At 64.6% G+C, this 12,692-nt stretch carries 9 protein-coding genes; 4 read left to right on the top strand and 5 right to left on the bottom strand.

Translation table 11 applies throughout. The annotated features are described in order from the left end of the window. Window positions 1-4: 4 nt before the first annotated feature. Together ACR64R_RS26870 and ACR64R_RS26865 are read left to right on the top strand one after the other, a co-directional pair. The gene (locus tag ACR64R_RS26870) at window positions 5-499 is read left to right on the top strand and encodes a DUF1036 domain-containing protein (RefSeq protein ID WP_487359254.1); all 495 of its coding nucleotides are present in this window, start codon (window positions 5-7) and stop codon (window positions 497-499) included. Further along, window positions 496-2,940, top strand: coding sequence for a M23 family metallopeptidase (locus tag ACR64R_RS26865; RefSeq protein WP_487359253.1), 2,445 nt, complete (start codon window positions 496-498; stop codon window positions 2,938-2,940). Before ACR64R_RS26870 ends, ACR64R_RS26865 begins: the two co-directional genes overlap by 4 nt. A gap of 64 nt (window positions 2,941-3,004) precedes the next feature. On the opposite strand, the gene ACR64R_RS26860 is transcribed toward ACR64R_RS26865, so the two are convergent. Beyond that, window positions 3,005-3,538 (bottom strand): OmpA family protein, encoded by a 534-nt coding sequence (locus ACR64R_RS26860; RefSeq protein ID WP_487359252.1) that lies wholly within the window; start codon window positions 3,536-3,538, stop codon window positions 3,005-3,007. A gap of 252 nt (window positions 3,539-3,790) precedes the next feature. Between ACR64R_RS26860 and ACR64R_RS26855 the strand changes: the two genes are divergently transcribed. After that, on the top strand, window positions 3,791-4,282 hold the full coding sequence (locus ACR64R_RS26855) for a DUF6931 family protein (protein WP_487359251.1): 492 nt from the start codon (window positions 3,791-3,793) through the stop codon (window positions 4,280-4,282). A 16-nt stretch (window positions 4,283-4,298) separates the two neighbouring features. On the opposite strand, the gene ACR64R_RS26850 is transcribed toward ACR64R_RS26855, so the two are convergent. From ACR64R_RS26850 to ACR64R_RS26835, 4 genes are all read right to left on the bottom strand, one after another. After that, the gene (locus ACR64R_RS26850) at window positions 4,299-5,459 is read right to left on the bottom strand and encodes a caspase family protein (RefSeq protein WP_487362557.1); all 1,161 of its coding nucleotides are present in this window, start codon (window positions 5,457-5,459) and stop codon (window positions 4,299-4,301) included. A gap of 85 nt (window positions 5,460-5,544) precedes the next feature. Next, a complete protein-coding gene (locus ACR64R_RS26845; RefSeq protein ID WP_487359250.1) occupies window positions 5,545-6,645 on the bottom strand; it encodes an OmpA family protein in 1,101 nt (366 codons plus the stop codon). 146 nt (window positions 6,646-6,791) lie between these two features. After that, a complete protein-coding gene (locus tag ACR64R_RS26840) occupies window positions 6,792-6,935 on the bottom strand; it encodes a hypothetical protein (RefSeq protein WP_487359249.1) in 144 nt (47 codons plus the stop codon). A gap of 143 nt (window positions 6,936-7,078) precedes the next feature. After that, window positions 7,079-9,628 (bottom strand): caspase family protein, encoded by a 2,550-nt coding sequence (locus ACR64R_RS26835; protein ID WP_487359248.1) that lies wholly within the window; start codon window positions 9,626-9,628, stop codon window positions 7,079-7,081. 358 nt (window positions 9,629-9,986) lie between these two features. On the opposite strand from ACR64R_RS26835, the gene ACR64R_RS26830 reads away from it, so the two are divergent. Beyond that, window positions 9,987-12,665 carry a winged helix-turn-helix domain-containing protein gene (locus ACR64R_RS26830; RefSeq protein WP_487359247.1) on the top strand — a complete coding sequence of 893 codons (2,679 nt, stop codon included), beginning with the start codon at window positions 9,987-9,989 and terminating at the stop codon, window positions 12,663-12,665. Window positions 12,666-12,692 lie beyond the last annotated feature (27 nt).

The following is a 12,692-nucleotide window of genomic DNA, read 5'->3' as shown; positions in this document are numbered from 1 at the left end:
GCCGATGGATCTTCGCCGCTCGCGTTCCCAGCATCAGTCCTCGCCACGCAAGCAGCGTAGCCGGTTTCGTGTCCTGTTGCCGGGCCGCCTGACGCTTGGCGCTTTGCTCGGCGCGGCGCTGCTCTCGATCCTGTCGCCTGGCAAGGCGCATGCCGAGTTCACCGTCTGCAACCAGACGCTCGACGTCGTCAATCTCGCGGTCGGACAGAAGGTCGACAATGCCGACCAGACGGACGGCTGGTGGACGATCGGCGCCAACCAGTGCGTCAACGTCATCCGCGAGGAACTGACCAACCGCTACATCTACCTCTACGCGACCGATGTCTTCGGCCATGCGATCCTCAACGGATCGACCGAGATGTGCATCGACCGGAAGCGCTTCTCGATCCGCGGCATCGACGAGTGCTGGCAGCGCGGCCACATCGCGGCGCGGTTCGTCGAGGTCGATACGCAGGAGCAGGTGCGCTGGACCTATTTCCTGACCGGAAACAACCCGTGACGCACTCGATCGACACGAGCTTCAGGAAGAAGAAGCAGGCGCGCCTGGCCGAGCGCCGGCGCAAGCTGTGGCGCCGGGCTCTTGCCGGCCTTGCCACGCTCGCCGTCGTCGCTTTGGCAACCGGCTTCTACCTCACCAAGGACTATTGGTCGTTCGGCGACGAGGACGAAGAGTTGCATCCGGTCGAGGGCATGCAAGACGTGCCGCTGGACGCCTCGGTCTATGTGCCGGCGATCATCGATCTCGCTGGCGACCCGATGTGGATCACGCTGGCGCCCGATGCCGACACCGCGACGAAGGGCAAGACCGTCGCGCGTCCTGCCGAGCTCGACAGTTCGGGGGCTTCGCCGCAGATCGAAATCCTCTCGGACGTGATGCTGAGCGCCAGCGAGAAGTTCATGACGACGATCCCGTCGACGCAGGAGGATTTCGCCTTCTTCCAGGCGCAGCGGCAGGCGGCTCCGAAACCTTCGGCAGTGGCGCCCGACGACCAGCAACCTGTCCCGCCCGCTCCGACCGCGGCGCAGGGCGATCAGCAGGTCGATCCGCATGGCGACCTGGAGAACGAACTGCAGGCGACGCCGGACGAGAGCAGCGCCGGTACACCGCCGAAGGCTGTCGACGCGGACAACCCAGAGGCGGGCTGGGGCGAGACCATCGACCAGGGGGAGGCGGCACTACCCGCCTTCAAGAAGACAGCGATCGAGAACAACACGACCGTCGCGACCGTCACCAGCGAATATCAGCGCTTCGAGGCGACCGAGGACACCTTCGTAAAGATCCTCAACGACCGCAGCCTGGACAGCGTGGCGCTCGACGCGCATTTCTCGGCCGACGACGCCAAGCTTGCCGGCGAGGCACTGAAGGCGCTGTTCAACCGCGACGGGCTGGAGTCCGGCTTCGTGGTGGCCATGCGTGGGTTCCGCCCGAACCGCGAGACGACGACCATGTCGCTGATGCAGGTCTCGATCTACGCGAGGAACGTCTATGTCGGCACGCTGACACGCAATTCGGCCGGCGCTTTCGTGTCCGGCGTCGATCCCTGGGTCCGCGAGGACCTGTTCAATTATTCCGGCGCCTCGGACCAGGGCGGGCCGAAGCGCCAGTACCGCCTGCTCGACGCGATCTATTCGACGGCGGCGCGCAACAAGGTGCCGACCAGCGTCATCGGCGAGGCGATCATGTACCTGTCCCGAGGGCAGGACCTCGACGCTTTCGCAAGCGAGGACCAGCGCCTGGTGCTGATCTATTCGCAGACGCCGCGCGGCCAGGGCCAGATCTCCGGGCGGGTGCTTTATGTCGGCGTCCAGGGTACGGCCAAGAGTCTCGACTGTTTTGTCTTCCAGCAGAGCGACGGACAGTATGCCTGTGTGACCGGCGACGATCAGGTCCGCTCGCTGGCCGTCACCAACGGCATGGTCACGCCGGTAGCCGGGGTGATGACGTCGACCTTCGGCCCGCGCATGCATCCGATTCTCGGCACGGTCCGCATCCACAAGGGCGTCGACTGGGCGGCTCCGGTCGGCACGCCGATCATGGCGGCCTTCGACGGCGAAATCTCGTTCCAGGGCGATGGCGGCAGCTACGGCAACCTGGTGAAGATCACACATGCCAATGGCCGCGAAACCCGTTATGCGCACATGCAAAGATTCGCCATGGCCAGCGGCGTCGGCACGAAGGTGAAGGCCGGCGACGTCATCGGCTATATCGGCACCACGGGGCTTTCGACCGGCCCGCATCTGCATTTCGAGCTTTACCAGAACGGCGAGGCGATCGATCCACTCGGCACAGTCACCACGGTCGCCACCGCCGTTTCCGTCACTTCCGGCGGCTCTGGCGACACCGCGGTCGAGACGCTGACCGACCGGATCGTCCATGTCGAAAGCGGCGGCAGCGCCAGCGCCAAGAATCCGCTGTCCTCGGCGACGGGCGCCGGCCAGTTCATCACCAAGACCTGGATCCGGATGATGAATACCTATCGGCCCGACCTCGCGCGCTCGCTGTCGACCGCCGACCTGCTTGCACTTCGCTACGACGCGACACTGTCGCGCGAAATGGTGCGCAACCTGGCGCGCGAGGGCGAGGCTTATCTGCGCGCGCGCGGCCACCAGATCACCGCCGGGCGGCTCTATCTTTGCCATTTCCTCGGCATGGAAGGCGCGGCGCAGGTTCTGGCGGCGCCTGGCTCGATGCAACTGAGCGACGTGCTCGGGTCGGCTGTCATCCAGGCCAACCCGTTCCTCACCGGCAAGACCGCCAGTTATGTCGTAGACTGGGCCGAGCGGAAGATGGGGCAGAAAGCGCCCCGCGCGGCAACCGATCAGGGCCAGCCGACGACAACCATGACCGATGTCCGGCAGACCTCGCCGGAGTTCGAAAAGTACAAGCAGGCGATCACCGCGCTGATAGGTTCGATCCAGGATACGCTCGAGCCCGGCTAGAACCGCGCTTCACCAAAGGTTCGAGTTCCTTGGCGGGCCGGTTGGTTTCGGACCCGTTGGCGACCTATTCGGTTCTGATCCGCATTTCCACCCGGCGGTTGACCGGATCGTAGGGATTGGCGACGCGCGGGTGCGACTTGCCCAGGCCGATCGCCTCGAGCCGCGCCGATTCAACGCCGTTCGCCTCCAGGAAGGCGGCCACCGACTGCGCCCTCCGCTGCGACAGGTCCTGATTGTAGCTATCCGTGCCGGTCGCGTCGGTGTGGCCCTCGACGACGAAGCTGAACGTGCTCAACCGGTTGTCCTTCAGCGCCTTGGCGAACTCGCCCAGCTCCGCGCGCGCGGTCTGGTCGAGCTGCGCGGAATCCAGCCCAAAATTAATCATCATGTCGAGGCCGGTTTTCTGAGACGAGCCGCTTTTGTCGGCCTTGCTCTTGCACTCTTCCTCGGTGCCGACGCAGATGCCTCGTGAGGCGCCAAGATTCCCCTGCGCGGCGAAGAACTTCACAATGTCTTCCGATTTCTGAAGCGGATCGGCGTAAGCGTGCGTTGAAAAAAGCACGGCCGCCAATACTAAGGCTGAGCTGCCCCACCGCATGACCGTCACTCCTGTTCGATGTTCGAGCGGGTTTTCGCTGGGTGAACTATATCAAATCTCGAAACGATTGTCTGTGAACAAGCGCACGTCGGCGATGGACGCCGCCTGTTAAAGGTTGGAGCTTGACCGGCATTCAGCCGAGGGCTTGAGTGTTGTTCTGCCGGTGCTCGGGGTGTGGCGGCCATGGCCAATGAACTCGGATACAGAACGGCAAGGGATTTGTTTCTTGCCTGTCCCGCGATCGCCCGGGACATGAAATCGCCGGCCGCCTTCCAGCCGCCGCTGGAATTCTGCCGCGCCCTGCTCGCCGGGCGTGTGCCCGAGGAGGCGGTCACGTTCTGCGCCTATCTCTTGCCCGAGCGCGCCGCGGTCTGGTGGGGACATGAATGCCTGAGCAATCTCGCCGAACTCCTTGCGGAAAGGGATCTGGAATTGCTGGCGCTCGTCAACGACTGGGTGGGCGAGCCCGGCAACCCGCATCATCGGGCGGCCCTGAGAGACACCGTCGATCCATCTCCGGCGACGCCGGCCGGGTGGATCGCCCTGTCCGCGGCATGGCGCGACCCCGCCTTCGACATGCTATCGACCGGATTTCCCGCCGCTCACGCCGTCAACGCCGGAATCCTGGCGGGGCTGGCCCGCGTCTCGACCGCGGACCGCTTCGGCGTGCTTTCCGCCTTCGTCGAAATGGGCATCCAGATGGTGGAGATGGAGGCGCAGCGGCAATCGGTAGACGCGTATTAGAGCTTCCCCCTGACAATCATTTGCAGCCGCCTTGCGCCCATCTGGCCAAAGCGACCTTGAAGCGGGTGCCGAGCGGATGCTGCAGGCGCAGGACAGAGACGTCGTTGGCGGCGAAGTTCTTCGCCTGGTCGCAGAGGCGGGTCTCGTTCCATTCATGGCAGCCGTCGCAGTGCTTGCCTTGCCAAACCGACTTGTCGAGGCCTTCGACCGGACTGAAAAGCGGTTCCTCCTTGATCAATTGGGCTATGCTCTTGCCGTCGATCGCCGGGTCGCCGAACTTGACCGGACGATCGAAGAAGATCGGCCCGTCCGTCGCCAGCTTCGGGATCTTCTGGCGCAGCGCATTGAGCGCAAGCTGGTCGTCGCTCTGGCTGGACGCCGCGCCGGTGTTGCGCGTCTCAGAGGCTGCTTCGGCCTGCGGCGCGCTTGCTTCGCCGACGATCAGCGGCGCGTTGAGATCGACCTTGTGCAGCACGACCTCGGTGGTCAGCGAGACATTGATCCAAGGACGCTGCTTGCCGGCGGTCGCCTTGAAGACGTCGCTGGTCACCCTGTTCATGGCTTCGGTGACGGAGACGTTGGATTCGCCGATGTGCTGGAGCAGCGCCGTGGTGAAAGGCGAGTGGTCGCCGGATCCGTCATAGGCAAGGTGGTTCGGGCTGGCGGCAAAAGCGACCAGCGTGCCGGCGCCGCCATTCTCGATCGGGATTTCGGCAAGACCGCTGCTTGCGCCTTTTATGCCCGCACTCTTCGCCAACACGTCGGCAAGCGGATTGTCACGGCATGCATCGAGGAACACCAGCCTTATGCTGGTCTCGCGCGACATCTGGCGCAGGACGAAATCGACAGAGACGGCCTCGAAATCGAGCGAGGTCTCGTCCTCGAGCGCGGCATCGACGGGCAGCAGATAGTTCTTGCCGGAGACCTGCAGGCCGTGACCGGCATAGAAGAAGAGCGCGATGTCGGCGCCGCGAACCTGCTTGGCGAACTGCGCGACCGTGGCCTGCGTCTGCTGCTTGGTGAGGTCGAAGCCGGAGACCACCTCGAAGCCGAGGTCCTTGAGCCGCTCGGCCATGGCCTGCCCATCGCGGGCCGGATTGGCGAGGGGAGCCGCATGCTGATATTGCGAGTTACCGAGCACCAACGCGACCCGCCGCTCGGCGCTGGCGGCAGCCATCGTCAAGAGCATAGCCAACGCGGCCAGCCCCGCGGCGCGAAGCAAGCCACCGCAAAAGGCTATCGGAGCGGACCTCACCGCCACCTCAGTTGGCAAGCTTGGTTGCGGAGAATTCGATCCGCCGGTTGAGCGCCTTGTTCTTGGGTGTATCGTTGGCGGCGACCGGCTTGTCCTCGCCATAGCCGGCGGAACTGATCTGCTTGAGCGGGACGCCGTCGGCGACCAAAGCATCGGCCACCGCCTTGGCGCGCCGTTCCGACAATTGCTTGTTTGCGTCGGGCGAACCGTCCGAATCGGTATAGCCGGCAACCTCGATCTTCAGGCTCGGGCATTTGCCTACGACCCCTTCGACCTCCGCCAGCAACGGTCTGCTTTTGGCATCCAGCTTCGCGCTCGCCGATCTGAAATATATGGCGCCGGTACGCGACAACACCGCAAACCTGTTGAGGCACTCCTCATCGCTGAAATTGGCCTTCGCCGCATCGGTGGTGACAGGACCCAACTCGGTGGTCGAAGCGGCAACCGTCTGCACGGCGGCCGGCTTGCCGCCATCGGCGTTGAAAACGAAATCAAAGGAAACCGAGGCGGTCGGCACGATGTTGGTCACGTTGGCGGCCTGCTGCAGTTTGTCGATGTTGGGCAAGAGCCCGAAATCCTCGACATGGACCGCGACAGGCGCTTCCGAGGCGACGGAGACCTGGGTGTCGCTGATCATGGTGACGACGACGCTCGCCTCCAAATCCTTGCTGACGCCATGCAGGCTGAGGTGGAACGGCAATGTCGTCTTTACCCGGCGCTTGGTCGGCAGGTCGGCGAACGCCGCCGGGTCCACCTTCGCCGTCACCTCCGCGGTCGGATAGGTGAACGTCTCGAAGAACAGGAAGCGCATGCGCACATTGCGCAAGTCGACGCCGGTGTCGACGGAATTGAGGTCGAAGCTGATCTTGGCGTCACCTGCCGAACTCAGGGTGCCGGTGATGTTCCTGATCTTGTTGGTCTCGACGATCGTGTTCTTCTTGACCGACTGGTAGGTGAGCACCGAGGCGGACGGATCGAGCGTCCAGTTGGGCGCTGCGCCAGCAGTCTGCGATCCGAAGACCAGTAGGCCAAGCAGCGCGGCAAGGATAACGCCAAGAGCCATGGCCTTGGCGCGCAGCTTTTGCCAGAATGCAACGACTTCGAACATGGAACGCCCCCCACAAGGACAACCCGATTTCGATTCCGGCACGTGGCGGGAGCATAGAGCACCCGCCCCTGCTTGGCGAGCAGTTGCAACCCGTTGGAAAAGAGGGTTAACCGCAAACCGGAAAACTACTGCCCCTCGAGGCCTTGTCACCACCCGCCGCCACCGCCGCCGCCAGCGCCGCCGCCGCCACCCAGCGGCGTGATCACGGGCTTGGCTTGGTCGGCGACCGGCTTGATCACCTTCTTGGCAGTCACCTTCTTCTGCTTGACCACCTGCGGCTTCGTCGTCACGCGAACGTGCTTGGTACGATGTTTCGTTGTCGGCGCTGGCCCAATCCCAGGCGCGATGGTCGTACATCCAGCAACCGCGATGGATAGAAATGCTGCGATCAACGCCTGCTTCATTGCCCTGCCCACCATTGCCTCCTTGTTGATCAGAAAAGGTCCCGACGCGGATTGGCTTGCTCCCAGACGGCTCTGGCGGTCTTGACCAATTGGTCGTCGACAGAGCCGCCCGTCGGGATTTTCGATTTGAGTTCGGAGCGCAGTTGCTTCAAAGCAGCCGACTTCGGCTTCGCGCCGAACTGCGCCAGCGCGGTGCGCGCGGCCGGCAACTCGTTGCGGAGGTCAAGCCCAGCGGCAAACGCCAGAAAGCGAACGGCGATGGCCTGATCGGATTTGTCGCCCTTCTGCATTTCGATGGCTGCACGATCGTATGCCGCCGAATAGTCGCCGCGGTCCGTAGCCAGTTCGAACAGCCTCTGCGCCTCAGCAAGGTTCCGGTCCACGCCGTCGCCATCCCTGTACATGCGCGCCAGGCTGCCGGGCGCATAAGGCTGGCCGAGATCCATCGCCTTCTGGAACAACTCCTGCGCCTGCTTCGGATCCTTCCCGACGCCGCGTCCGCTTAGATAATTGCGGCCGAGAATGTTCATCGAATACATGTCCTGGCGCTCTACGCCCGCCTTGAGAAAAGCGACGGCACGAGCGGGGTCGGCAGGCACGCCATTGCGGCCCTCGGTAAAGATCGCGGCGAGATCGTTCATGGCATAAGTATGGCCCATGGCTGCTGCCTTGAGCAGCAGATCCAAGCCCTTGCCGGTATCGCGCTGAACGCCCAGACCGTTGAACAGGGCGCGTCCCCAGGCGGTCATTCCATAGGGATCACCCTTGTCGGATGCCTTCGCATAGAAGCCATTCGCCCTCGCGGGGTCCACGGCTGCTCCTATACCGGACGAAGCGATGTAGCCCAGCTCGAACACAGCGCGGACATGTCCCTGATCGGCAGCCTTCTGGATAGCCTTCTTGGCCTCGTCGACCTTGCCGGCAGCAAGCAGAGCGCGCCCGAGCTCGTATTGGAAGCGGGCGACATCGGGATAGGCCTTCACCGCCGCCTGGCAGGCCTCCACCGCGTCGGCGCCAATCTCGTTCGGCAACAGGCCGGGAACGACGCCCTGCAGGTCCAGAGGTTCGCCTGCCTTCTCGTCGCACGGATCGACGCTGGGCGACAGCTTCATCGTCGCCGGCTTTGATGGTGTGTTGTCGGCTCTGATTTCGACGCCGACGATCAACGGCTTGACCGCGCCTATCTGAGGTTCGTAGCGCAGTTTATCGACTTCATCGGCCATCAGGCTCGATTGCGGTGACAGGGTCCGATCCGGCAGGGACAGCGTCCCGGTTGTCGGATAGCTCGCAAGCTTCACACTTACGGCCGGATCGTTGGTCGGGAAATCCAGCTTGAGCGGCACGGGGCCGACACCGACGGGAATCTGGACGTCGCGGTTCTCGATCGCCTCTGCGGCGCCGGCGATGTGGATGCCGCGCTCCACCACCTCCTGCTTCTGCTCGGTCTCGAGCGATGCCACGAGTTGCTTGCCCGCAGCGGCCTCGCCGTTCTTGACCCTGAAAACCAGTATGCCCTGTGATCCGCCGCCCCATTCGTCATGCGTGGCATAGGCCAGCATATCGACCTGGTCCCCGGCGTCAGCGCCCTTCGGCACATCCATCTGAAGTCGCGGCAGATCCTTGCCCTCTATCGGCTCGCCCGTCGCGACCGGCTTGCCGTCGAGGATCAGGCGCCCGAGCGCCGGCGGTCTCTCGATGCTGATGGTTACGGCGCCACCGTCGACATCGACCGGCACCGGCAGGTCGAGCGCGACCGGTCCGACGCCCGATGGAACGGTCTTTTCCAGTACCGGCGGCAAAGCCGGCCGGCTGGCGCGGCGCATCAGCACCACCTCGTCGATCAGCGAGGAATTCTCCCAAGGAACCTGCGCGCCTTTGGTGGCCTCGACCACGTCGCGGCGCACGGCCGCCATGACCGAGCGTATCTCCTGGTTCGGCGCCAGCGCGCGGCGGGAGAAGGCTGATGAAAACGGGCTGAGATCGCCCGAGCCGTCATAGGCGACCGCGCCCGGCTCGGTGGCGAAGGCGATCAGCGTGTTCAGCGAACTTTTCACCTGGGCAAGGCCGGTGCCGCCGGCCGCGATCAACTGGTCGCGCAACCAGTAATCCTTGCGCGGGAACGGGTTGTTGCGACAGGCGTCGAGGATGACCACCTGGATCTTCGATTTGGCGCGCAACTGCTGCAGGACGTCGTCGAGCTTGACCGCCTGGACCTCGATGTCTGCTGCATCCTTGAGCGAGGCGTCGACCGGGATCAGGAAATTCTCGCCGCCGATCTGAAAGCCGTGGCCGGAATAGTAGACCACCGCCAGGTCGGCGCCGTCCGCCGCCGCGAGATAATTGCGGAACTCCTTCTCGAACTGGAGCTTGGTTAGATCCTTGGCGACGAACACGTCGAACCCGGCCAGCCGCAACGTGTTCGAAACGTCCTCCGCATCCTTGTCAGGATTCTTGAGGGCGGGAATCTCGCGGTATTCGGAATTGCCGATGACAAGCGCAACCCGTCGATCGGCGAGCGCCTGCACCGTCGTGAGGCCCACGAGGATCAAGGCTGCAATCAGCGCGCAGCGTCGCAGCATGGCAAAATCCCTAACCGCTATGACCAGTCGGCCACAAGAACGCAGCTTGCGGCGCGGAGGTCTGTTAAAGAGTTCACAATCCGCCCAGGCAGGATCGAACCCTTGCACTAACGACAGGAGGCATGCGTATCGTCCAATCCGCTTCAGACTACCGCAAGGGCATCGGCATCGCAACGATGGAACGGATTCGCCGCGACGGACCGGCTCGCGATCATCGGCCTGCTCCCAGCCCGACCATTGCCTCCGAGCTCCACTGCGCGTTTACTAATGCGCCGCCGCAGCAGTCGAGAACCAGATGCTGATAGAGACGAAGCTCCAGCCGCCCCACCTGCGCGATGCCCTGGTCCGGAGGGCACGGTTGCTGCGCACCCTGGATGCCGCGACCGCGGGCAAGCTGACGGTGGTGACGTCGCCCGCCGGCTTCGGCAAATCGACCCTGCTCTCGCAATGGGCGGCCGGCATCTCCGCCGGCATCGCCCAGGTCGCGTGGCTGTCGATCGACCGGCTCGACAATGATCTCGCCCGCTTCCTCAGATACCTCGCCGGCGCCTTCCACCGCGTCGACCCCGACATTGCCGGCAACGCGGAATCGCTGATCGACTCGAGCCCGGTGACGCCGGTCGATTCCATCCTTACCGCCATCATCAACCAGCTGTCGCGGCGCGCCGCGCCGATCTACCTCGTCCTCGACGATGCCCATCTGATCGTCTCCAGCGAGGTCGCCGCCTGCATCAACATGCTGGTCGCCTATGCGCCGCCGGCCTTGCGCATCGTGCTCGCGACCCGAGGCGAGCTGCCGCTCGAGCTCGCCCATATGAAGATGAAGGGGCATGTCGTCAGTCTCGGCGACAGCGACTTGCGCTTCTCGCTCGAGGAGACCGAGGACTACCTTGCCAATGTCTGCGGCCTCGACCTCGCAGTCTCGGCCGTCGTGGCGCTTCACCACAAGACCGAAGGCTGGCCGGCCGGCCTGCAGCTTGCCGCGCTGGCATTGGCGCATGAGGGGTCGAGAGAAGCCTTCATCGCCGAATTTTCCGGCAGCCAGCGCGACGTGGCGATGTTCCTGACCCACGACGTGCTGGCCCGGCAGGCGCCCCATATCCAGGATTTCCTGCTGAGGACCTCCATCCTCGACCGCTTCTGCCTGGGCCTCGTCGAGGCCGTTTGTCCGGGACAGGACTGCGCCGCCGCGCTGGCGACCATCGAGCACTCGAACCTCTTCCTGATCGCGCTCGATTCCTCCGGCCAATGGTTCCGCTACCACCACCTGTTCTCCGAATTCCTCCGCAACAGGCTTGATGCCTGGGAGCCGGAAGCACGCAGGGACCTGCACCGCTCGGCCGCCGCCTGGCTTGCGGCTCGAGGCCATATCTCGGACGCCGTCGACCACGCGCTTGCCAGCGGCGATGCCGACCACGCCGCGCGCCTGGTCGAGGAATGCGCGATGCCGCTCATCATGCAGGGCCACATCCCGAGGCTTACGGAGTGGCTGAACCAGCTTCCCCCCGAGCTGATCGCCGCTCGCCCTCGCCTGCTGCTGGCGCGCGTCTGGGCGCAGTTCCATATGAGCCGGCCGCGCCAGGCGGTTCGTATCCTAAAACAGGCCAAGACCCTTATCGGGCAGCTTTCCGAGCGGGACGAGATCGACCGCGCGACCACCCGTTCGCTCAAGGCCGAATTGCAGACGCTGACGGCCGGCGTCATCAGCGCCACCGACCGTTCCCGCACCGCGACGCGCGTCGCCTCGCGCTGGCTGGCGGAGTTTCCAGAGAGCGAGCCTTTCGCACGCGGCACGCTCGCCAACATCTGCGCCTTCAGCCACTATTCGCTTGGCGAACTGGACGCCGCGCGCCTGCGCAGCCTCGCGGCGCGCGATCACCATGCCGCCGCCAATTCCGTGTTCGGCATCGTCTATTGCGACCTCCTGCTGGGGCTGGTCGAGATCTCCGCCGGCAACCTCGCCGAGGCGCACCAATTGCTCGACCGCGCCTGCCGATTGGCCCGCGAGCGCCTGGGCTCCGGTTCCTACACGGAAGCGATGACGGCGATCTTCCATGTCGAGCTCGCCTATGAATGGAACGACCTGCAAGGCGCCGAGCGCATCCTGCACCAGCACCGGCAGATCATCGAGGAGTGCGGGCTCGTCGTGCACGAGATGGCCTGCAAGCTGCATCTGGCGCGGCTCTCCGCCGCGCATGGGCGGCACGACGAGGCGATCGTCTTCCTCGAGCGCGCCGAACGGCTGGGCATCGAGAAGCGCTACCGCCGGCTGACTGCCGCGGCGCTGAACGAGCGTGTGCGGCTGCTTCTGTCGCGCGGCGATGTCCGTGCCGCCCGGCTGGCGCTGCGCTCGCGCGGCATCGAGCCTTCGGCCGAAAGCCGGCCCGCGCCGATCCATCCGCTCGACGAATATGCTCACATCGGCGCCGCGCGCGTGCTGATCGCCGAGGGTCATCCGGCAAGGGCCATCGCGGTGCTAGACCGGATCGCAGAACGCATGCGTCGCGACGGTCGCCTGCGCGGCTTCATGCAGGTGCGGGCCCTTGTCGCGATCGCCGCGCACAGCGCGGGCGAAACGCTGCTGGCCCTGGCCGCGGCGGTGGATGTCGTCACCCTTGCGCTGCCGCAGAACGCCATGCGCTCGCTGATCGACGAGGGACTGCCGATGCGCGAGGTCCTCGAATTCGCCCGGGCGCGAATTCCGGCCTGGTCGCGCAATTCCAGCACGGCCACCTTTGTCGACACGCTTTTGCGCGAGCTGGGCAAGACCGCACCCGAACGGACGCGCCCGATTGCAATCGCCGCGACATCGCGCAAGCAAATGCTGAGCAGCAAGGAAACCGATGTTGCCGCCCTGCTTCTGCGCGCCTACACCAACCGCCAGCTGGCCGAGACGCTGTCGATGGCGCCCGACACGGTGAAGTGGCACTTGAAGAACATCTTCGGTAAACTCGGCGTCTCAAGCCGGACGGAAGCAGTCCTCAAGCTGAAGGAAATCGGGCTCGACGCCGCCACGGAGCGCCAGTTGGCAGGATGACCACCCGAACGGGTGGGTTCAAAAAAA

The organism is Mesorhizobium sp. MC2-1-1, assembly GCF_057597255.1.
This window is presented reverse-complemented; position numbering and strand designations above follow the sequence as displayed.